Source organism: Halocynthiibacter namhaensis (assembly GCF_000812685.1).
GTDB classification, from domain to species: domain Bacteria; phylum Pseudomonadota; class Alphaproteobacteria; order Rhodobacterales; family Rhodobacteraceae; genus Halocynthiibacter; species Halocynthiibacter namhaensis.
In genome coordinates this window covers 300441-321164 of record NZ_JWIF01000056.1, presented here as the reverse complement: position 1 = coordinate 321164, position 20724 = coordinate 300441, and the positions used below count along the sequence as shown (strand labels likewise).

Sequence of the window (20724 nt, the reverse complement as noted above, 5' to 3'; positions counted from 1 at the left end):
TTTCTCCTTTAAACATGTGGCATCATCGCATAGGTTGACGGCAACTTTTAAAACTCTGAGGTTCCAATGACCCAACGCCTGCATCTCGTCTTTGGTGGCGAACTGACCGACCCATCTAAAAATGCTTTCAAGGATGTTAACGACATCGATATCGTCGGCATGTTTCCCGATTATGACAGCGCCTACAACGCATGGAAATCTGCGGCTCAGCGCACAGTTGACAATGCCCACATGCGCTACTTCATTGCGCATATCCACCGTCTCCGCGACGAGGCCACAGCCGCCTCTCCGACTGAGGAACTCGGCAACTGAAAACCGGTTTCACCCCTTCCCTCAGCCTGAAGCTATATGAGGCCCTCACCCGGCGGAAGCGTCTTTCTGATCAAGCAATTGACCCGAAAGACGCCCGCCCCGTCGGCCCCCTTGTTTGGTTGCACGCTTGCACAGAAACACAGGCTGTTGCCTTCATTGAGTTGGCCCATCGATTGGCCGAGGATCGTGGCGAGCTTTGGGTCTTGATCACCACCCAATCCGCCGACGTCAAATCCCAAATTGACGCCCATCTTACATCCGCCCCAATGACACAAACCGTGACGTTGATATTTGCGGACGATGATCCCCGCATTGCCACCTATTGGCAGCCGGACATCTGCATTTGGACGGGTGGCACCTCACATCCAGCTCTGTTATCTGAAATTGCACGCACCAGCGAAGTCATGCTACTTGCAGATGCAGAAATCTCGACGCTATCGCCTGGCACATCCCTGCCCACCCCCGGCCTTCGCAGCGCAATCCTGCGTTACTTCGACAAAGCTTTTTCACTAAACGAGATGAGCTTCGCAGGCCTCCAAACCGCCTTTGGCGACAACGCCCGTGTCGAAAATATTGGCCCGTTGCGCCAAGGTGCATGCCCGCCAAGTTACAACGAAGCCGAATTCGCAGACGTCAGCCAACGCCTTGCAGCCCGTCCACTTTGGCTGGCCGCGCTTTGTGTCCCAGATGAATTTGAAGCGGTCCTAACCGCGCATGAACGCGCCTTACGCAGCTCTCACCGTTTGTTGTTGCTGATTTGCCCAGCCCGTGAAGAAGACGGCGCCATGATCAAGGCACTCGCCGAAGCCCGAGGCCTATCCGTGGGGTTGCGATCTGATGGCGAAGATCCTGAACAAGACTGTCAGGTCTATGTCGCAGATCACCCCGAAGAAATCGGCATGTGGTATCGCGTGGCATCCGTTTGTTTCGTTGGCCAAACTTTAACACCCGGTCACAGTCCACGATTACTCCCCCCAGCAGCTCTTGGGGCAGCCTTGATCTTTGGGCAATACGGCAACAACACACGTAGAATAATGGACCAACTTATAGATCAAAGCGCAGGTATATGTGTCACAGACACACAGCCACTGGCTGATGCCGTAATCAAATTGCTTGCCCCAGACAAAGCTGCCCGTCTGGCCCATAACGCGTGGGAAACAATCACCGAAGGGGCCGTGATTCTGGATCGTTTGACCGACATTGCTGCATCTGTCCTCGACGGCAAGGGGATCCCCGATGCGCACCCCTGATTTTTGGTCACAACCCTTGGGGTTGAAAGCCCGCGTTCTGTCACCTCTGGGGGCGCTTTATGCCCTCGCGACAGCACGCCGCCTGGCCCGTGGGCACCCCAAATCCCTGCCCGTACCCACCATCTGTGTCGGCAATCTAAACGCCGGTGGTACTGGAAAAACACCGGTTTGCATCTGGCTTGCCTCTGAGTTGCAGGCGATGGGACACACCCCATACATCGTCTCGCGCGGATATGGTGGCACCCAGATCGATCCATTGCGTGTGGACGAACGCAAGCACACCGCCGAACGCATTGGTGACGAACCCTTGCTGCTGTCTGCCTTCGCACCGGTGATTGTTGCAAGAGACCGCGCCGCAGGTGCCGAGCTTGCCATTGCGCAAGGGGCCGATGTGATCATTTTAGACGATGGCTTTCAAAACCCTGCATTAGACACTGATTTACCGATCATCGTGGTCGATGCCAATGTGGGTTTTGGCAACGGATGTTGTATCCCAGCCGGACCATTGCGTGAACCGATCACAGCAGGGCTTCCGCGTGCTGCTCAGATCATTGCCATCGGGGATGAGGCAGCACAATCTGGCTTTGACGCCGCCTGGGGTGCCAAAATCCACGAGATCGCACCCAACCTGCCTATCGCGCAGGCCTCTCTCGCGCCATTGCAAACGGGAATGGACTGGAAAGACATGCCTGTTTTCGCCTTTGCTGGAATTGGGCGACCCGAGAAATTCTTTTTGACACTGAAAAACCTCGGGGCCGATTTGATCCACACCGAACCGCTTGCAGACCATCAAGCCCTGTCAGACCGCTTGATGTCACGGCTGCTGTCAGATGCGAAATCTCACAGGGCGCAGCTTGTCACCACAGAAAAAGACGCTGCAAGATTGCCGCAAAAATACCGACAGAAAGTGTTAACTTTGCCGGTGCGCTTACAGTTTAAAGACCCTATTCCCCTGAAACAGAGCCTTATTAACTTGTTTAACTCTTAATTGCGTTCCACAGTTTTGCACGAACATCAGCCCCATGTTCGTCCAACGCAGGTGATGGCTGGGCAATCGAAAGCTCGGCATCAGAAAAAATCACTGGGGCGCGAACAGACGGTATGCCATCCAGATCCACTTGCATGCCCCGCGCAACAACTTGCGGGTCTGCGAACACATCTGCCATGTCATTGATCGGACCCGCTGGCACGTTATGGGCCTCACAGGCGGCCAAAAGATCCGATTTTGTCCGTGTTAGGGTCTTTTCTGTCAAGCGGCGCGTCATCTGATCACGGTTTTTTAACCGATCCGCATTCTTCAAATATTCAGGCGCAAATGCCATGTCTTCCAAGTCAAGAAGACAGCACAAACGCTGGTATTGCCCATCATTGCCCGTTGCGATGATCAACCAGCCGTCGGAACAATCAAACACTTGATATGGCGTCAAATTTTGGTGTGCGTTACCGATACGCTGTGGCGCGTTACCGGTTGTCAGGTAATTCATGCCCTGGTTGGCCCCGATCGCCACAGCAACATCCAGCAAGGACATGTCGATGTGCTGTCCTGTTCCTGTGCTATGACGCTGATGAAGCGCTGCCAAAATCGCGGTCACCCCATATAATCCTGTAAAGATATCAGTCACCGCAACTCCAACCTTTTGCGGTTGGCCTTCGGGGGCACCCGTGACGCTCATGAGGCCGGACATGCCCTGGATGATATAGTCATATCCCGCGCGATGCGCATAGGGCCCGGTCTGGCCAAAACCTGTGACCGAACAATAGATAAGACCCGGATTCACCTGTTTTAGGGTCTCATAATCCAATCCATATTTTGCCAAACCACCCAGTTTGAAGTTTTCAATTAGGATATCAGCACCAGAAACCAGTTCCCGGATAAAGGCTTGGTCTTCCGCACTGCGAAGATCAACCGCAACCGAGTGTTTCCCCCGGTTGCAGCTGTGAAAATAAGAAGCCGATCCATCACGTTCAACAAAAGGGGGCCCCCATTGCCGCGTGTCATCGCCTTCATGGCTTTCCAATTTGATAACATCCGCACCATAATCCGCAAGCGTCTGCCCCGCCCATGGACCAGCAAGTACACGGGCAAGTTCGACGACTTTCAGACCTTTAAGTGGTGTCATTCTGCTGGCAGCTCCGCATCAATCAATTCCGCCAGATCAGCATAGTTCATGTTGCCGTATTTGGTGTCATTCACTTTTAGCGAAGGCGTGGATGTGATCGCGTCAGCCTCAGCGTTTTTCTGATACACGGCAAGCATCGCACGCGGCATGTCTTCATCCGCGAAACATGTGTCCAATTCTGCATCCGAAACACCAGCAGAACGCCCAATTGCGCGTAGGTTCTCGACGATCTTAGCCGGGTCGCTACCATCAAGCCATTCGCGCTGCGTGCTGTACAACACATCTTGGATACCGAAATAACGCAGTGGGCCACCACAACGCGCAACCATAGACGCCCAAAGGCCGAAACGATCAAAATACACTTCGCGATAGATGAAACGCACCTTGCCCGTATCGATGTAATTCGCCTTGAGCTGTGGCATCACATTTGCATGAAAGCTGGCACAATGTGGGCAAGTATAGGACGCATATTCCGTGATCGTCACAGGCGCATCCGCATCGCCAAGCACCATTTCAATCACACCAGATGTATCAATGTCACTTGCTTCTTGCGCATTTGCAGCACTGATAGGCGCAAATGTTGTTGTGCCAGGCCTTGCACCTTGGCTTAAAAACCAAGCGCCGCCGCCCAAAAGCGCCGCAGCGCCCGCACCAAGAACTGTTCTTCTTTGCATGTTCATACCTCTTCAGGATTTCTGTTTGGATAAAATGTTTTCACCAAGCAACGCGAGAGCATCATGCAGGGTTTGATTCTCAACCCCCGCCACCACATCGCGCGCGTTATGCTTCATCTCTTCGGTAACGATCTTCTCAGGCTGTTTGCGCGGCTTTGGCTTAAACTGCACTTTCCCCTCGGCAAAACCCGTGGCGGCTGTCTGGGTGATCTTCACCTTGGATATCGCCGCATAGCCATAACAGCCATTCACCTTTTCGCGGATCTTTTCAGCCTGCATTTGCAACAATGGCGCGTTCGCCCCCGTCGTAAGCACCGTCAAGGTTGCCCCCATTCCACCACGCCCATAGCCTACCTTCACAGGCAAAGCGGTGGCGGCCGTTTCTTCGCCAACGATCTCAGCCCAATGGGTCAAAAGGCGTGAAACACTAAACCCACGGCTTTCGCCGACCTTGCGAATCTGCTTTTCCAACAGACTGCCGGTGCGCGTAAACTTGCGTCCACGCCGACGATAAGGCGCCGTCTTTTTATAGGTGTGCTTTTCCATTTCACATGTATTGTATCCCGGCCCGGGCGGGGCACCAGCGAAAAGACTTCAAAGGATGTAAAACTTGCGTGATATGGCCGATTTAAGTGGTGAGTTGCTATCTTGGTACGACCAAAACGCCCGCGAAATGCCCTGGCGCACAGCGCCAAGCATGCGAAAAAATGGCGTCACGCCAGATCCTTACCACATTTGGATGTCCGAAATCATGTTGCAGCAAACCACGGTTGCCGCTGTTAAGGAATATTTCCTAAAGTTCACCACCCGCTGGCCAAGTGTCATGATCTTGCAAATGCCCCTGACGAAGACGTTATGGCCGCTTGGGCCGGGCTTGGATATTATGCGCGCGCCCGAAACCTGTTAAAATGTGCCCGCGCGATTGTGACCGATCACAGTGGAATTTTCCCTAATGATCACGCGATTTTACTTAAATTACCTGGGATCGGCCCCTATACGGCGGCGGCGGTGTCCTCCATCGCGTTTGATCAGCCCTACACCGTGCTGGATGGCAATGTGGAACGTGTCATGTCACGTCTTTACCGCGTTGAAACACCTTTACCTGCTGCTAAACCTGAACTTACCGAATTGGCGGCGGCCCTAACCCCAAAACAACGCCCTGGCGATTACGCCCAAGCCGTGATGGATCTTGGGGCGACGATTTGCACCCCGAAATCACCCGCCTGCGGCATTTGCCCCTGGATGACATATTGCGACGGACGCAAAGCCGGGGATCACGCTGATTTTCCCAAGAAAACACCGAAAGCCCCCAAACCAACACGCCACGGCATCGCCTATATTGGTCGTCGCGCAGATGGCGCTTGGTTGATGGAACGTCGCCCCGACAAAGGTCTTTTGGGCGGAATGCTGGGTTGGCCCGGTGCAGAATGGGGCGATATTGCGAAAGAAGCCGCCCCTGTAAAGGCCGATTGGCAGGTCCTTCCGGGGGAAGTGCGCCATACGTTCACGCATTTCCATCTGATCCTGCATCTGCGTTATGCTGATCTGCCCCAAGATTGCCCCGGCCTGTTCATCACCAAACACAAGTTCAGCGCATCGGATCTTCCAACGGTTATGCGCAAAGCCTTCACCATGGCGCACCCGCATTTGCCACATTGAATTCTTAACCCGATTGCGATTTTATCGCCGCAATCAGGAGTTCATTATGTCATTTCCCCCGAACCTTAACCATTTCACAAAAGCCCTGCCCTTCTGGATGAGCCTTCTCACCGTGCCCACCGCCATTTTTGGCGCTGTAAATGGTGGATGGGCGGTCTTCTTATTGCCTGTGATCTGTTGGTATTTCTTTTCAATTCTCGACGCATTCACAGGTCTAAACTTGGACAACGCCGATACCGACACCGATGACGACGATCTGTTCTGGTATCGTCTCATCACCATGATTTGGTTCCCTATTCAGTTCATCACCAGCTTTGCGATTCTCTGGTATGTGACCCACAGCGGTCACCTTGCGATTTGGGAAAAGATCGTTCTGTTCTTTGGCATGGGTGTAATGTGCGGGTCGGTTGGCATCGTTTACGCCCATGAATTAATGCATCAAAAGCCTCGCATTGAACGTGTGTTGGCCGATCTGTTGTTGGCCATGGTTTTATACAGCCACTTCCGCAGTGAACATTTATTAGTGCATCATCGGTACGTTGGAACGCCACGCGACGCCGTTACAGCGCGTTACAATGAAGGGTTCCATCGCTATTTTCGTCGTGTCTTTGTCGAATCAATTCAATCGGCTTGGCAAGTGGAAACCCGTCGACTTGAGGCCCGCCAAATGCCCCCCGGCCATCCAAGCAACCCGTTTTATCTGTACTGGGCCCTTCAAGGGGCGATGCTTGTGCTGGCCATCGCGCTTGGTGGGATCACTGGGCTTTTGCTGTTTCTATGGCAGGCTTTCATCGCGATTTGGCAGCTGGAGCTCACCAATTATGTCGAACACTATGGTCTCACCCGCAAACATTTGGGCGATGGCAAATACGAACATGTCAAACCCCATCACAGCTGGAACGCTGCCCATAAAGCCACCAATTGGTTGTTGATCAATCTACAGCGTCATTCTGACCATCATTACAAACCCAATCGCCGCTTTCCCCTGCTTCAAAACTATACCGCAGAGGAGGCCCCTCAGCTGCCTTATGGGTATCCGATCATGGCGGTGGCGGCGATGATCCCACCGGTCTGGAGACGCATTATGAACCCAAAAGTTCAAACCTGGCGCCGGACATATTACCCTGAAATCGAAAGCTGGCTGGCATATAAAAACGCGACAAACCCCATGCCTCGTTAAACAGTCGCTTAAGCAAAAAGGCCCCGCTACAGGATGCAGCGGGGCAAGTATGCGCCGCGAACGAAATCGCAGGCACAGGCGGTAACCAGTTATTCTGTAATTACACCAACAGGGTCGTATGCCCCGTTGGTGATTTCTGTGAACCTCAGCTCAGCCTTAGTTCATCTCAGCGCGAATTTGTTGGCGCAGCAGATCGATCGGAACAGTCTTTCCGTCTTTCTTATAGCACCAATAGGTCCAGCCATTGCAGCTTGGCGCACCCTCAAGGGCAGCGCCCACTTGGTGGATTGATCCTTTTACGTCAGGCCCGCCCACAAGGGTGCCATCCGCACGAACTTTGGCCTTATGGCGCATATTCATGGAATACAGCTCTTCGCCCGGCAGAAGCATGCCACGTTCCACCAGCTGGCCGAATGGCACGCGTGGTTGCGCACGTTTGGACACCGATACAATCAGGCTTTCTTTGTCGAACTTACGGATCTTGGACAGACGTTTTGCAGCAACCGTGCGGTACGCTTCTTCACGTTCGATACCGATGAAATCACGGCCCAATTTCTTTGCAACAGCGCCAGTGGTGCCCGTGCCAAAGAACGGATCAAGCACAACGTCACCAGGGTTGGTCGCACCCACAAGAACGCGGTGCAGCAGGCTTTCAGGTTTCTGTGTGGGGTGGGCTTTCTCGCCCGCATCGTTTTTCAGACGCTCGCCACCGTTACAAATCGGCAGAACCCAATCAGAGCGCATTTGGATGCCCTCATTCAGGGATTTCAACGCTTCATAGTTAAAGGTACATTTCGCGTCTTCGGATTTACCGGCCCAGATCATTGTCTCATGGGCGTTGGTCAGACGTTTGCCGCGGAAGTTCGGCATTGGGTTGGACTTGCGCCAAACCACATCGTTCAAAATCCAGAAACCTTGGTTCTGCAATTCGGAACCCACGCGGAAGATGTTGTGGTAAGATCCAATCACCCAGATCGCACCATTTGGCTTCAGCACACGACGCGCGGCTGCCAGCCATTCTTTGGTGAATTTGTCATAGGCGGCGAAACTGGAAAACTGATCCCATTCATCGTCAACCGCATCCACTTTGGAATTATCGGGACGGTGAAGATCGCCTTTGAGTTGGAGATTATAGGGGGGATCAGCAAAAATCAGATCAACGGAACCTTCAGGAAGGCCGTTCATGATCTCAATGCAATCGCCCGCAAGTATTTCGTTCAGCGGCAATTCAACAGCCGCTTTTGTACTGGTTTTTTTCATATCTGCCTCAATATCCGGGTGTCTTAAGCGCACCTCGTGATTGCCCTAAGCATGAGTCATCCTGGATTCCGCGTCAAATATTTTATTGCAACCTGGGGATAAGTTTTAGCCTTGATACAAGATGTTGTGTACGGGCTTGAAGGAACGTCTATGGTGTGGGGTCACACCAAGATCCTTCAACGCATCCTGGTGCATTTTTGTCGGATATCCGGCGTTCTTTTCCCAGCCATAGCCTGGAAACTCGGCGCCCAGCGCCACCATCAGGTCATCACGCAATGTCTTGGCGATGATGGATGCGGCCGCGATGGATTGTGATTTGCCATCCCCCTTGATCACCGCCTCGGATGGAACATTAAGGCCGCGCGGTATCATATTGCCATCAATCAATAAATAATCTGGTGCAGGGTCCAAGGATTCTACCGCGCGTACCATCGCAATATGGGACGCGCGCAGAATGTTGTGTTCGTCGATCTCTTCAACCGAAGCCTCGCCGACCCCCACTTGGGAGGTAGTGGTGATCGCCCCAAACAACGCGCGGCGTTTTTTTCCGGACAGTTTCTTTGAGTCATTGAGACCTTCAGGCACATTGGCAATGTCCAAAACCACAGCGGCCGCCATCACAGGCCCGGCCAACGGCCCCCGCCCGACCTCGTCCACCCCGGCAATTCGAAGGAAACCCTTCTCACGCGCAGCGGTTTCATACGTTAAATCTGGGGCGGGTTTTGCAAGCTTATCAGTCATAGGATCAGAAACGCGTTTTTTAGACGCATGACAAGTGCAAGATCGCAACATTTCGCGCTTAGCATCTCTCGTTTTCTCACAACCTCAAGCGGGCCGGAACTGGCACCTAATGAAACCGTTTTCAATCGGAACATGGTAAAATTTCAACCACGACAAAAGACAAAACTTAAATCAGCTCTCCCCAACGGCCTTGTTAGGTAACTATATCGATCAGTTTTGCATTTTCAGGTGGGCATATGAGAAAAATATCTTTTCAGGTCCTCGCCCCGTAAAATCATCCAAAACATTAACCATAAGGTAAAGTGACAATATCAAATTTTCTTCATTTTATCTGAATTATACTTGTGGCCATGGACTGACGCCCAACTGCTGGCGTGTTTTTTATCGATAATATTCATCGACTGCTTCTGAAACAGAAGCATGGCCCGATCAACCTGTGACATCAAGGCATGGCTTTCTACCGCAACTGTCGGTAACAATAGCGCTAACAGTAACAAAAGGCCTGCGTATCCCATGACATCGAAACTGCCGGAACCGCCCAAACGTGCCCTCACTTTACGTGATGTATCAGAGGCCTCCGGCGTCAGTGAAATGACGGTGTCGCGTGTTTTACGCAATCGTGGTGATGTATCCACAACCACCCGTGAAAAGGTGCGCGCCGCTGCAAAAGCGCTTGGATATGTCCCCAATAAGATCGCCGGAGCCTTGGCATCCCAACGCGTAAATCTTGTGGCGGTGATCATTCCGTCTATGTCGAATATGGTTTTTCCTGAGGTCATGACCGGCATAACAGATGTGCTTGATGGCACGGGCTTACAGCCAGTTATCGGCATCACAGGGTATCGCCCCGAAAAGGAAGAACAGGTTCTGTATGAGATGCTGTCTTGGCGCCCTTCTGGCGTAATCATCGCTGGCTTGGAACATACGGATGCGTCACGCGCCATGATGCGCAACGCCGATATTCCCGTGGTGGAAATTATGGACGTGGATGGCACGCCGATTGATTCTATGGTCGGCATTTCCCATCGTCGTGCCGGGCGCGAAATGGCCAAAGCCATCGCCAAAGCGGGTTATGAACGTATCGGCTTTCTGGGCACAAAAATGCCGCTTGATCACCGCGCACGAAAGCGTTTCGAAGGTTTCACCGAAGCCCTCGCCAAATCTGGCCTCGAAATCCATGACAAGGAATTCTATTCCGGGGGGTCCGCCCTCGCCAAAGGGCGCGAGATGACCCAAACCATCCTGAACCGTTCGCCTGATCTAGACTTTTTGTATTATTCAAACGACATGATCGGCGCGGGTGGGCTGTTGCATTGCCTCAGTGAAAATATCGATGTGCCCGGTCAAATTGGCCTAGCGGGTTTCAACGGCGTTGAGCTGCTTAAAGGTCTGCCCGTACAACTTGCCACAATGGATGCAGGGCGTGCCGACATCGGGCGCGCAGCCGCAGAGATCATCATCAATCGCAATGCGCCCGACAGCGATGGCGCGCCTGTGCGCACGGAAATCAGCCCAGTGATTGAATTCGGTGAAACGCTGAAACGGCGTCGCACATAGCCCACACCAAGGAGAGCCCCGTGCAAAGTTCACAGACGATCTCAATTGAACGCGACATGGGGATCCCCCTTTCAGATGGGACACGACTGTCCGCCCAAATCTGGATGCCAGAAGGCACACAGACGACACCTTTGCCCGCCATCCTTGAATATTTGCCCTACCGGAAATCTGACGGCACCGCCGCCCGCGATCATGGCATGCACCTGCATTTCGCTCAGCATGGATATGTCAGTATTCGGGTAGATCGGCGTGGATGTGGCGATTCAGAAGGGACATTTGACGACGAATATTCCGAACAGGAATTATCTGACGGAATTGAAGTCATCAACTGGATCGCAGCCCAATCTTGGTGCAGTGGAAACATCGGCATTCAAGGCATTTCTTGGGGCGGGTTCAACGGGCTGCAACTGGCCATGCGGCGGCCTGAACCGCTGAAAGCTGTGATCTCTATCGGGACCACGGTGAACCGTTACACAGACGACATCCACTACAAAGGCGGCATTCAGGTTTCCGAAAACATCGGCTGGGCGGCCACCGCCATGTCGTGGAATTCCATGCCTGCGGATCCGGCCTTACGCACCGACTGGCGCACACTTTGGATGCAACGTTTGGAAAGCACACCGTTTCTTGCGCAGACATGGATGCAACACAAAAACCACGATGCCTATTGGAAACACGGATCAGTCTGCGAGGATTACACCGCAATCCAAGCCCCGGTCCTTGTGATGGGCGGGCAGCACGACGGTTACCGGAACGCCATGTCCGATTTGGTCGAGCATTCCTCAGGCATCGTCAAAGGTGTTCTTGGCCCCTGGAGCCACAAGTACCCCAACATATCCACCATCTCCCCTTCAATAGACTATCTTTCTGAGGCCCTGCATTGGTGGGATCATTGGTTAAAGGGTATCGAGAACGGCGTTCAAGACCTACCGGATTACCGCGCGTATATCATGGACAGCTGCCCCCCAGACCCCGCCCTAAAGCATCGTGACGGACACTGGGCGGTTGAAAGAAAATGGCCATCAGGGAATGTTTCACGCACTAATCACATTCTGCAATCCGAGTCTGATCAAGGCAAATTAGTCAAAACCAACCTGTCCTGCGGGCAAGGGGCAGGCGAATATTTCCCTTTCGGATTCGGGCCAGGCGAACTCCCGGATGATCAAAGCGCAGACAATGCACATGCGTTATGCTTTGACTTGCCGCCCACCTTGGAAACCACCGATATTCTTGGCGCACCCCAGATCCAACTGACCATCTCAGCCGATCAACCACGTGCGCATGTTTACGTGCGGCTCTGCGATGAACGCCTTGATGGCACATCCAGTTTGATCACCATGGGCATGCTCAACCTACGCCATCATACAGGTGCCGATACCGCACGCGATCTCGTTCCGGGGCAGCCGGTCACCGTCACCATCTCCCTGGATCAAACCGCATATCGCCTGCCTAAGGGCCACCGTTTGCGCGTGGCGATCTCTCCAAGTTATTGGCCCTATGCTTGGCCCGAAGCCGATAACACGACACTAATTGTTCACGCAGCGACCCTATCATTGCCTTGTAGGCGGAATATAACATCCTTAGATGAATGGTCTTTTCCATCCCCACCTCAGATGGAGCAGCGGCGACAAGACCACCACAGCGACAGCCCCGAAGAAAAATACTGGAGAACAGACCCTATTTCAGGCGGAATATCACTTATTGTCAGATCTGGTCGCAATCAAACATCCGATCTGGTGAATGGGTTAAAGACAGGTTCCGAACTGCAAGAGATCTGGACAATTCAACCCGATGATCCCGCTTCGGCCAAGGTTGAAATCACTTGGGAACGCTGGCTCACGCGTGGTGACACCACTGCGCGCAGCGTCGTCATCACACAGATGTCGACCACCACCAATCATTTCGACGTCGCCCAAACCATGACTGCTTTTGAAAATGATGTTCAAATTTACTATAAGGAAATGCAGGATAAGATTGCGCGCTAAATCCATAAACATAAAATACCACAGTGTTGCCCAAGATCGGCAAATTGTCGTTTGGATCCCAAACTTGCAGAGTTCCAGTTGACCTTGGTCACAACAGTATGAGATTGCTGGCACGTGGTGAAAAAAACGACAAATAAGACAGCCGGCGACACCGGATCGGAAGGGAAGAAAGCAGGGAGGCCTGCCAAGGCATCTTCCCATGCAAAGCCGCGTCGAAAATCGACTAAGGCACGCAGCGACGCACCAGCTCAAACATCATCAATCTGGCGAATATTACGTCGTTGGTCCCTACGTTGCTTTGGTGGCCTCGTTCTATTCACCGTGCTTGCATCCCTATTTTACCTGCTCGTGAACCCGAGGATGACCCCCTATATGATCTCAGAAACGCATCGGTTGGGACAACTCGACCATGACTGGATTTCGATGGATGACATCGCACCTGTTATGGCGCGTTCCGCCGTCGCCGCCGAGGACGCGAATTTTTGCAATCACTGGGGTTTTGACGGGGCAGCCTTGCGCGCAGCCCTCGCTGGTGGAGGGGACCGTGGAGGGTCGACCATAAGCCAGCAAGTCGTTAAAAACGTTTACCTCTGGCAAGGCCGCAGCTGGCTGCGCAAAGGCCTAGAAGCACTCATGACGCCAGTAGTGGAACTGTTTTGGTCAAAGCGCCGTATTCTTGAGGTCTATTTAAACGTCGCCGAATTTGATGAAGGTGTATTTGGTGTCGAGGCAGCGGCCATCCATTATTTCGGCGTCCATGCCACTGATTTGTCTCCCCAACAGTCGGCACGTTTGGTAAGTGTGTTGCCAGATCCCAAAGGTCGATCCGCTAGCCAGCCTAGCGACTGGCAACGCAGACGTGCCGCCTCAGTCGCAAATGGTGCCGAACTGATTTCAAATGATGGGCGCGCTGATTGTTTTGCGCCTTGATTTACCCCGATAACGGGGGAATAAAAGAAAAACCCTGAAAAGAGCCGTTACCAATATGATCCGCCTTTACCATGTTCCGCTTTCACCTTTTTGCCGCAAAGTCCGGCTAAGTCTGGCCGAGAAACGGCTGGAAGTCGAACTCGTTGAAGAACGGTATTGGGAACAAGATCCAGATTTTTTGCGACGAAACCCCGCCGGGAAAGTTCCCGTACTGCGCATGGACGGGCATTTGTATTCGGAAAGTGCGTCCATTTGCGAATATATCGAAGAACAATTTCCGACCCCATCTCTGATGCCCCAAGCGCCCCAAGCCCGGTATGAGGTGCGTCGCATCGTGTCTTGGTTCGACGATAAATTTCATCATGAGGTGACATCAAAGCTGCTTTATGAACGGGTGAATAAGAAGGTCACAAAATCCGGCTATCCTGACAGCAAAAATGTCAAGTCAGGGGCGAAAGCGATCAAATTTCACATCGATTACATGACTTGGCTTTTGGATCAACGCCGCTGGTTGGCCGGTGATACAATGACTCTCGCGGATTTTGCAGCTGCGGCACATCTGTCCTCGCTCGATTATATTTGTGATGTAGACTGGAACCGATCCGCAACGGTGAAAGATTGGTACGCAAAGATAAAATCGCGCCCTGCATTTCGATCAATATTAGCGGATCAGGTTTCGGGTTTCCCGCCCCCACCACACTACGCAGATCTTGACTTCTAATCTCGCAAAGACCTTCAATTGAAGGCGTTCTTGCAACACCGATGAGGGCATATATGTCAGATCTAAAATCGCGCCTGCAAGATTTTTCGCTTGAAGCCGGCTTTTCTCAAATGGGCGTTTGCCGCCCCGATTCCATACCCGAAGCAGCAGAGCGGCTGACCCAGTATGTGAACGCAGGCCGGCATGGAGAAATGGCATGGATGGAAGACCGCATGCACTGGCGCGGCAGCCCAGAAGCACTGTGGCCGGAAGCAAAATCAGTCGTGATGCTAGCCGAAGTATACTCCCCCGAACACGATCCCCTCGAGATTTTGACGCAAAAAGATCGCGCTGCAATCTCAGTATATGCCCAAAATCGGGACTATCACGATATCGTAAAAAAACGGCTCAAACGCGTCGGGCGTTGGCTGATCGAACAGGAACCCGACACGCAGATCAAAGTGTTTGTCGATACTGCACCCGTGATGGAAAAACCGCTGGGGGCCGCCGCAGGCCTTGGGTGGCAAGGCAAACATACCAATTTGGTTGGGCACGATTTGGGTAGTTGGTTCTTCTTGGGCGCGATCTTCACGACAGCTGAGTTGCAACCGGACACCGCGGGGCGTGATAGCTGTGGCTCATGCCAAGCATGCCTGGATATTTGCCCAACGTCCGCTTTTCCAGCACCCTATCAACTGGATGCCCGACGTTGCATTTCGTATCTGACGATTGAACATCACGGACCAATTTTAGAAGAATTACGGCCGATGCTTGGTAATCGCATATATGGCTGTGATGATTGCTTGGCTATCTGCCCATGGAATAAATTCGCCAAGTCTGCCCAGGAAATAAGATACACAGCACGCCCTGAACTCTTGGCGCCAAAGCTTGATGAATTGGCGCAGTTAGATGACACGGCATTTCGCGGCCTATTTTCAGGATCCCCGATAAAACGCATTGGCCGCAACCGGTTTGTGCGCAATGTTCTTTACGCGATCGGGAACTCGGCGGATGCGCAGCTGAGTGCGTCGGCACAAGCTTTAACTTTGGACCAAGACCCAACGATTGCAGATGCAGCTCGTTGGGCCGTGATGCGATTAAAGTCGACGTAAATTACAACGCGCACCAATCCAATTTTTATGCCGTCATGCTTTGGCCGCCTGATGTTACCGCCCAGTTTTCGCCTTTGCCTTCAGATTTTTCGATTTGAAATGCTGATGTGCTATCCGCAAGGATATTCACCGCCTGACTTAAGTTCTGTGTCGCCGCATTGCTTTCTTCAAACATCGCCGCATTTTCCTGTGTTACTTGATCCAGCTGATTGATGGCAGAGTTGATTTCTTTCAGCGTTGTTGACTGTTCCCGGGACGACGAGGAAATTTCATCTACACGTTCGCTAATGGTAATGATCGATTTTTCCACTTCTGAAATCGCTCCGCCTGCGGTTCCGACCAAATCAACACCATTTTTAACCTCGTCGGCAGAAGCGGATATCAATTCGGCAATTTCACCCGCTGCATCAGAAGAACGCTGCGCCAATGCTCGCACCTCGGCGGCCACAACGGCAAAGCCTAACCCAGCTTCGCCAGCACGCGCGGCTTCCACCCCCGCGTTGAGGGCTAATAGGTTGGTTTGGAATGAAATTTCGTCAATCACGCCAATGATTCTAGATATCTTTGACGAACTGTCCGAGATTTTTTCCATCGCTAGCTTGGTCTCGTTCATCACCAACGCACTTTTTTGCGCCGATGCTTTGGTGTCATGTGACATATTTTGCGCCTTGTCTGCCAATTCAGTTGCCGACAAGACAGATGCGGTCAGTTCGTCTACTGCCGCCGCCGTTTCTTCCAAGGCTGCCGCCTGTTTTTCTGTTCGGGCAGCGAGATCATTGGATGACGCCGAAATCTGCGTAACATCGCCCCTTATCGAAATTGTGTTCTCTACGATGCCACGCATGCTTTCCAACAAAGCAGCTGTGGTTGCGTTCAAATCACGTCTCAAAGGTTCGAATTCTGGCGGGAATTCGTCATTCATTTCGACCATTAAGTCCCCGGCAGACAAGCGGCCCAATGTTTCCCCGATTTCGTCGACAACCTTCACGCGTTGTGTGATGTCAGTCGCAAATTTGACCACTTTGAACGGCTTGCCATTCGCATCAAAGATCGGGTTGTAACTTGCTTGGATCCATATCTGTTTGCCGCCTTTTCCAACGCGCATGAACTCACCCGCGACGAATTCTCCCCCAGCTAAGGATTTCCAAAAATCTGCGTATTCGCCGGACGCCGCAAATTCTGGCGTCGCAAACATGCTGTGATGCTTGCCCGTAATTTCGTCCAACGTGTAGCCCAGCGTGGATGTAAAGTTCTTGTTTGCAGTGATGATCGTGCCATCCATCTTGAATTCAATAACGGCTTGAGATTTAGAGATAGCGGACAATTGTCCCTGTGCATCAGCAGACGCGAATTTTTCCACGGTAATGTCAGACGCAATTTTCACGACTTTAACAACATCACCTGACGCGTCGACAATCGGATTATAGCTTGCCTGCAACCACAATTCACGACCGCCTTTTGCAAAGCGTTGAAATTCACCTGCTCGATATTTCCCAGCTGCAAGGCTTTTCCAGAAATCCCTATATTCATCGCTGGCGGCGTATTCTGGATCAGCAAACATACTGTGATGTTTGCCCCTTATTTCATCAAGAGAATACCCCACAGCCGCCTGGAAGTTTTCATTGGCCTTCAAGATTGTGCCATCGGGCTTAAACTCGATAACAGCTTGAGATCTGGAAATTGCGTCCAGCTGACCAAGCGCATTTTGCTCAAATATTTTAGCGGCGGTCACATCGGTCGCAAACTTCACCACTTTTACGGGTGTTCCGTCCTTGTCTAAGATCGGATTGTAGGAGGCCTCGATCCAGATGTGTTTGCCACCTTTTCCCACACGTTCAAAGGTGTCTTGATATTGCTCGCCACTTTTCAGGCGTCCCCAAAATGTCTTGTATTCATTCGAAGATGCAGTGCGCGGCGTGACAAACATACGATGATGTTTGCCCAGAATTTCGTCCAGAGAATATCCGAGAGTTTGCAGAAAATTTTCGTTCGCGTCCAAGATGTTGCCATCCAGATCAAACCAAATTACAGCCTGCGCCTTATTCAGCGCAGCAATTAGGGCTGAACTTTCAAGGGCAACAGTTTGATCGGCCCCCCCGATCTTGTTCCGCAAAAAACCCATGTGTCCTATCCTTTTCTTAAGCGTTGGGTCGTTCTACCAACAAAGCCTTAAGTAAAAGTAAGTCCGGGACCAATCAGGCCATAAGGTGCCAAAATTTCACGGCAACGTATGTGTTCCCACTCAAATGCAGGAACACATTGTATTCTATCAATCGCGCAACAGCTCGTTGATTGAAGTCTTGGAACGTGTCTGCGCATCCACGCGTTTCACGATCACTGCGCAATATAGGTTCACACCATTTTTGGACGGCATAGAACCAGCCACAACGACAGAACCAGAAGGCACTTCGCCATACATGACTTCGCCGGTTTCGCGATCAACGATCTTGGTGGATTGGCCGATAAACACGCCCATGCCAAGAACAGATCCTTCGCGCACGATACAGCCTTCAACAACTTCCGAACGCGCACCGATAAAGCAGTTGTCCTCAATAATGGTCGGGCCTGCCTGCATGGGTTCAAGAACGCCACCGATGCCAACGCCACCAGACAGGTGAACGTTTTTGCCGATCTGCGCGCAGGACCCAACAGTCGCCCAAGTGTCAACCATGGTGCCCTCGCCAACATAGGCGCCAATGTTCACAAAAGATGGCATCAGAACCGCACCAGGGGCCACAAAAGCGGACTTACGCACAACACAGTTTGGAACAGCGCGGAAACCGGCTTCTTTCCATTCGGCCTCACCCCAACCTTTGAATTTGCTGTCGACTTTATCCCACCAGCCAGCGCCTTGTGGGCCACCTTCGTGCTGTTCCATGTCTTTGATGCGAAAGCCCAATAGAACGGCCTTTTTCGCCCATTGGTTCACATGCCAGTTGCCGTCTTCACGTGGTTCAGCAACACGCAGTTTGCCACTATCAAGCGCGTTCAGCGTGTCTTCGATCGCGTTTCGCATCTCGCCTGTGGTGGCGGATGAAATAGTATCGCGTGCGTCCCACGCGGCCTCAATGGCGGTTTCAAGTTGAGCGTTAGACATGGTTTCGTTTCCCCGAAAAATACAAAGTTGGCATGTCTTAACCGAAGATGTGGCTTTCGTCATCCACAGTTTGCGACACTGGCGAAATCGAGCGCGGCACAGACAATAGAAATGACGTGACTGGCATTCTGCCTCGGCAGCCTGTAGCTGTTGGGCCAAACAGATATTACGCAAGGAAACGCGATTTATGAGTAACAGCAACCGCAAACACCCGATGCGCTTTGCCCGCGAAGATGTGAAAAAAGCGAAAGAGATCCCCGACACGCCGCAGACCCGTGCCCCGGCCTATCGTCTGGCGTTTAACGACGAAGATTTCATGTGTCAGTCTGCCCTGCGTCCTGTGCGTTTGCAGTTGGAACTGTTGAAAACTGAGATGGCCATGGAAGAACATGGCATCGAAAGCACCATCGTGATGTTTGGCGGCGCACGTATTCCTGAGCCCGCGAAAAAAGACACAGCCCGCACCAAAACCTTGGCTGACCTGTCTAGCTTTTATGACGAGGCCCGTGAATTTGCCCGCCTCATGACCCTGCGCAGCATGGAAAGCGGTGGTCGCGAAGATGTGGTTGTCACGGGTGGCGGACCTGGCGTGATGGAAGCGGGAAACCGGGGTGCGATTGATGCGGGTGGCGCATCTATTGGCCTCAACATCGTGTTGCCACATGAACAAGCGCCGAATGAATATGTGACGCCCGAACTGTGTTTTAACTTCCACTACTTCGCGATCCGCAAGATGCACTTTCTGATGCGCGCCAAAGCGGTTTGCGTATTCCCTGGTGGTTTCGGCACATTGGACGAGATGTTCGAAGCCCTCACCCTGATCCAAACCGGCCGCATGGACCGCCTGCCATTCCTGTTGTTTGGCAAGGGTTTCTGGCAGAAGATCATCAACTGGGATGCTTTGTCAGATGCGGGCACGATTTCCGCCGAGGACCTAGACTTGTTCCAATTCGTTGACACCGCACAAGAGGCGATTGATGCGATTGACGCTTGGGGTGATGCCGAAGCCCGCAATGAACTTCCCGGTCGTTGACATACAGGGGTGGGGTCAAACCCACCCGTCACATCGGTCCCATATCTCGCAGTTTGTGACATGAAATCGGCCATGCCCCGCAGCTGCTGTTAGGCAGGCATGGCCAGGCAATACCCGCACCATTGCCCCGATGGGAAGGCGTTCAAAGTCAGCTTCGCTGTTCACCGGAACGGTCCCATGTTCCTGATGCACGCCGCTGATCCGCAGATCAAATGGCGCAAGCGTTTCAACATCACAAAGCAAGCCAAACCCAACATTTGACATGTGGTTTTGCGCGCCAATATCTTTGGACATCGCAAGCGCACCCGCATCTACCGTCAACACACCGGCATTGCGATTATGCCCAACAACGGTTGCCAGCACGCTCAGCGCCAGATCATCAATCTTGCACATCTTGCGACCAAGCTGGCACAGATCCCAGACCATATAGATCCCTGCGCGCACCTCAGTGATGCCTTCAAGACTGTCTGCGTGTAAAACCGTTGGCGTAGATCCAATGGAAACCGTTTCCACTGGGATGCCGGCTGCTCGAATACGATCTGCTACGTGAACGGCCGCACCGACCTCACGCGCTGCGATATCACGCACGGTTTTAATATCATCCGTCGCGTATGAATGCCCGGCGTGACTCATCACACCCTTAAAGTTTTTGGCCAGTATTGTGGCTATCTCAAGAATGCTGCCGTCGTTTTGGTCAATTCCGCCGCGATGCTCTCCACAGTCGATCTCAAGCAAAACCGGGCAGGTCAACCCATGCACACGGACGGCCCGCGCCATCTCAATCGAATCCACCGTCAGCACAATTGTCTTGCCCGTTTCGCGCTGTATCCGATCAACCCGGGCAAACTTATTCGGTGTGATTCCAACAGCGTAAAGAATGTCATCGAATCCCGCATTGGCGAAATATTCGGCTTCCTGCAAGGTGGACACGGTGACCGTTCCCATGCGCCCACCCGTCGCAAGTTTGGCCACTTCAACGGATTTACTGGTCTTCAAATGCGGGCGCAAGATCACGTTCATCGCCTCACATCGAGCCATCATTTTACCCGTATTTGCCTTCAATCGATCAAGATCTAGGATCAACGCAGGTGTCTCTAATTCAGCGAATTTCATG

Annotated in this window: 18 protein-coding genes and 1 pseudogene; 11 read left to right on the top strand and 8 right to left on the bottom strand. The window is 52.4% G+C overall.

Translation table 11 applies throughout. The features are described 5' to 3' along the window. Positions 1-66 precede the first annotated feature (66 nt). The 3 genes from RJ38_RS09550 to lpxK are packed head-to-tail and all read left to right on the top strand — an operon-like array spanning position 67 to position 2550. Positions 67-312, top strand: coding sequence for a DUF4170 domain-containing protein (locus tag RJ38_RS09550; RefSeq protein WP_039018608.1), 246 nt, complete (start codon positions 67-69; stop codon positions 310-312). Continuing rightward, positions 309-1562: a glycosyltransferase N-terminal domain-containing protein gene (locus RJ38_RS09545; protein ID WP_082005690.1), complete on the top strand. Its 1254-nt coding sequence runs from the start codon at positions 309-311 to the stop codon at positions 1560-1562. The genes RJ38_RS09550 and RJ38_RS09545 overlap by 4 nt, the downstream gene beginning before the upstream one ends. Continuing rightward, entirely contained in the window at positions 1549-2550 is a 1002-nt protein-coding gene (gene lpxK, locus RJ38_RS09540) for a tetraacyldisaccharide 4'-kinase (protein WP_039018606.1), read from the top strand. Before RJ38_RS09545 ends, lpxK begins: the two co-directional genes overlap by 14 nt. On the opposite strand, the gene RJ38_RS09535 is transcribed toward lpxK, so the two are convergent. From RJ38_RS09535 to RJ38_RS09525, 3 genes are read right to left on the bottom strand one after another with little or no spacing between them, the layout of a single operon-like run. Beyond that, positions 2540-3682 (bottom strand): CaiB/BaiF CoA transferase family protein, encoded by a 1143-nt coding sequence (locus tag RJ38_RS09535; protein ID WP_039018605.1) that lies wholly within the window; start codon positions 3680-3682, stop codon positions 2540-2542. The genes lpxK and RJ38_RS09535 overlap by 11 nt on opposite strands. After that, complete coding sequence (locus RJ38_RS09530) at positions 3679-4356, bottom strand: DsbA family protein (RefSeq protein ID WP_039018884.1); 678 nt, start codon at positions 4354-4356, stop codon at positions 3679-3681. The genes RJ38_RS09535 and RJ38_RS09530 overlap by 4 nt, the downstream gene beginning before the upstream one ends. Before the next feature lie 12 nt (positions 4357-4368). Continuing rightward, a complete protein-coding gene (locus RJ38_RS09525) occupies positions 4369-4902 on the bottom strand; it encodes a DUF721 domain-containing protein (RefSeq protein WP_039018604.1) in 534 nt (177 codons plus the stop codon). A gap of 73 nt (positions 4903-4975) precedes the next feature. Between RJ38_RS09525 and mutY the strand changes: the two are divergent. Then, a pseudogene (gene mutY / locus RJ38_RS09520) lies at positions 4976-6015 on the top strand (A/G-specific adenine glycosylase). Between the two features lie 46 nt (positions 6016-6061). Then, positions 6062-7195 carry an alkane 1-monooxygenase gene (locus RJ38_RS09515; protein ID WP_039018603.1) on the top strand — a complete coding sequence of 378 codons (1134 nt, stop codon included), beginning with the start codon at positions 6062-6064 and terminating at the stop codon, positions 7193-7195. A 156-nt stretch (positions 7196-7351) separates the two neighbouring features. On the opposite strand, the gene RJ38_RS09510 is transcribed toward RJ38_RS09515, so the two are convergent. After that, positions 7352-8455: a site-specific DNA-methyltransferase gene (locus tag RJ38_RS09510; protein WP_039018602.1), complete on the bottom strand. Its 1104-nt coding sequence runs from the start codon at positions 8453-8455 to the stop codon at positions 7352-7354. Between the two features lie 105 nt (positions 8456-8560). After that, positions 8561-9196 carry a ribonuclease HII gene (locus RJ38_RS09505; RefSeq protein WP_039018883.1) on the bottom strand — a complete coding sequence of 212 codons (636 nt, stop codon included), beginning with the start codon at positions 9194-9196 and terminating at the stop codon, positions 8561-8563. A 513-nt stretch (positions 9197-9709) separates the two neighbouring features. On the opposite strand from RJ38_RS09505, the gene RJ38_RS09495 reads away from it, so the two are divergent. The 5 genes from RJ38_RS09495 to queG all read left to right on the top strand — a co-directional run bounded on the left by RJ38_RS09495 (position 9710) and on the right by queG (position 15480). Further along, complete coding sequence (locus tag RJ38_RS09495) at positions 9710-10753, top strand: LacI family DNA-binding transcriptional regulator (protein ID WP_039018600.1); 1044 nt, start codon at positions 9710-9712, stop codon at positions 10751-10753. Between the two features lie 20 nt (positions 10754-10773). Further along, positions 10774-12738, top strand: a complete 1965-nt coding sequence (locus RJ38_RS09490) for a CocE/NonD family hydrolase (protein WP_039018599.1) — start codon at positions 10774-10776, stop codon at positions 12736-12738. Between the two features lie 261 nt (positions 12739-12999). Next, the gene (mtgA, locus tag RJ38_RS09485) at positions 13000-13668 is read left to right on the top strand and encodes a monofunctional biosynthetic peptidoglycan transglycosylase (RefSeq protein WP_039018882.1); all 669 of its coding nucleotides are present in this window, start codon (positions 13000-13002) and stop codon (positions 13666-13668) included. 55 nt (positions 13669-13723) lie between these two features. Further along, positions 13724-14389 (top strand): FtsZ-binding protein FzlA, encoded by a 666-nt coding sequence (fzlA, locus tag RJ38_RS09480; protein ID WP_039018598.1) that lies wholly within the window; start codon positions 13724-13726, stop codon positions 14387-14389. Between the two features lie 53 nt (positions 14390-14442). Then, on the top strand, positions 14443-15480 hold the full coding sequence (gene queG, locus RJ38_RS09475) for a tRNA epoxyqueuosine(34) reductase QueG (protein WP_039018597.1): 1038 nt from the start codon (positions 14443-14445) through the stop codon (positions 15478-15480). A 25-nt stretch (positions 15481-15505) separates the two neighbouring features. Here the strand turns inward: queG and RJ38_RS09470 are convergent, their stop codons facing one another. Together RJ38_RS09470 and dapD are read right to left on the bottom strand one after the other, a co-directional pair. Next, positions 15506-17602: a methyl-accepting chemotaxis protein gene (locus RJ38_RS09470; RefSeq protein WP_052245309.1), complete on the bottom strand. Its 2097-nt coding sequence runs from the start codon at positions 17600-17602 to the stop codon at positions 15506-15508. Between the two features lie 147 nt (positions 17603-17749). Further along, entirely contained in the window at positions 17750-18577 is an 828-nt protein-coding gene (dapD, locus tag RJ38_RS09465) for a 2,3,4,5-tetrahydropyridine-2,6-dicarboxylate N-succinyltransferase (RefSeq protein ID WP_039018596.1), read from the bottom strand. 214 nt (positions 18578-18791) lie between these two features. On the opposite strand from dapD, the gene RJ38_RS09460 reads away from it, so the two are divergent. Beyond that, on the top strand, positions 18792-19610 hold the full coding sequence (locus tag RJ38_RS09460) for an LOG family protein (protein WP_420319417.1): 819 nt from the start codon (positions 18792-18794) through the stop codon (positions 19608-19610). A 15-nt stretch (positions 19611-19625) separates the two neighbouring features. Here RJ38_RS09460 and RJ38_RS09455 read toward each other — a convergent pair whose 3' ends face one another. After that, positions 19626-20723 carry an alanine racemase gene (locus RJ38_RS09455; protein WP_039018594.1) on the bottom strand — a complete coding sequence of 366 codons (1098 nt, stop codon included), beginning with the start codon at positions 20721-20723 and terminating at the stop codon, positions 19626-19628. Between the last annotated feature and the right edge of the window lies 1 nt (position 20724).

Excerpts from the sequence above, each read along its gene's own strand:
- fzlA (WP_039018598.1), top strand. The coding sequence starts at position 13,724 with ATGATCCGCCTTTACCATGTTCCGCTTTCACCTTTTTGCCGCAAAGTC.
- RJ38_RS09470 (WP_052245309.1), bottom strand. The coding sequence starts at position 17,602 with ATGGGTTTTTTGCGGAACAAGATCGGGGGGGCCGATCAAACTGTTGCC.
- RJ38_RS09535 (WP_039018605.1), bottom strand. The coding sequence starts at position 3,682 with ATGACACCACTTAAAGGTCTGAAAGTCGTCGAACTTGCCCGTGTACTT.
- RJ38_RS09510 (WP_039018602.1), bottom strand. The coding sequence starts at position 8,455 with ATGAAAAAAACCAGTACAAAAGCGGCTGTTGAATTGCCGCTGAACGAA.
- RJ38_RS09515 (WP_039018603.1), top strand. The coding sequence starts at position 6,062 with ATGTCATTTCCCCCGAACCTTAACCATTTCACAAAAGCCCTGCCCTTC.
- queG (WP_039018597.1), top strand. The coding sequence starts at position 14,443 with ATGTCAGATCTAAAATCGCGCCTGCAAGATTTTTCGCTTGAAGCCGGC.
- lpxK (WP_039018606.1), top strand. The coding sequence starts at position 1,549 with ATGCGCACCCCTGATTTTTGGTCACAACCCTTGGGGTTGAAAGCCCGC.
- RJ38_RS09505 (WP_039018883.1), bottom strand. The coding sequence starts at position 9,196 with ATGACTGATAAGCTTGCAAAACCCGCCCCAGATTTAACGTATGAAACC.
- RJ38_RS09495 (WP_039018600.1), top strand. The coding sequence starts at position 9,710 with ATGACATCGAAACTGCCGGAACCGCCCAAACGTGCCCTCACTTTACGT.
- RJ38_RS09525 (WP_039018604.1), bottom strand. The coding sequence starts at position 4,902 with ATGGAAAAGCACACCTATAAAAAGACGGCGCCTTATCGTCGGCGTGGA.
- RJ38_RS09550 (WP_039018608.1), top strand. The coding sequence starts at position 67 with ATGACCCAACGCCTGCATCTCGTCTTTGGTGGCGAACTGACCGACCCA.
- RJ38_RS09460 (WP_420319417.1), top strand. The coding sequence starts at position 18,792 with ATGCGCTTTGCCCGCGAAGATGTGAAAAAAGCGAAAGAGATCCCCGAC.
- dapD (WP_039018596.1), bottom strand. The coding sequence starts at position 18,577 with ATGTCTAACGCTCAACTTGAAACCGCCATTGAGGCCGCGTGGGACGCA.
- RJ38_RS09530 (WP_039018884.1), bottom strand. The coding sequence starts at position 4,356 with ATGCAAAGAAGAACAGTTCTTGGTGCGGGCGCTGCGGCGCTTTTGGGC.
- RJ38_RS09455 (WP_039018594.1), bottom strand. The coding sequence starts at position 20,723 with ATGAAATTCGCTGAATTAGAGACACCTGCGTTGATCCTAGATCTTGAT.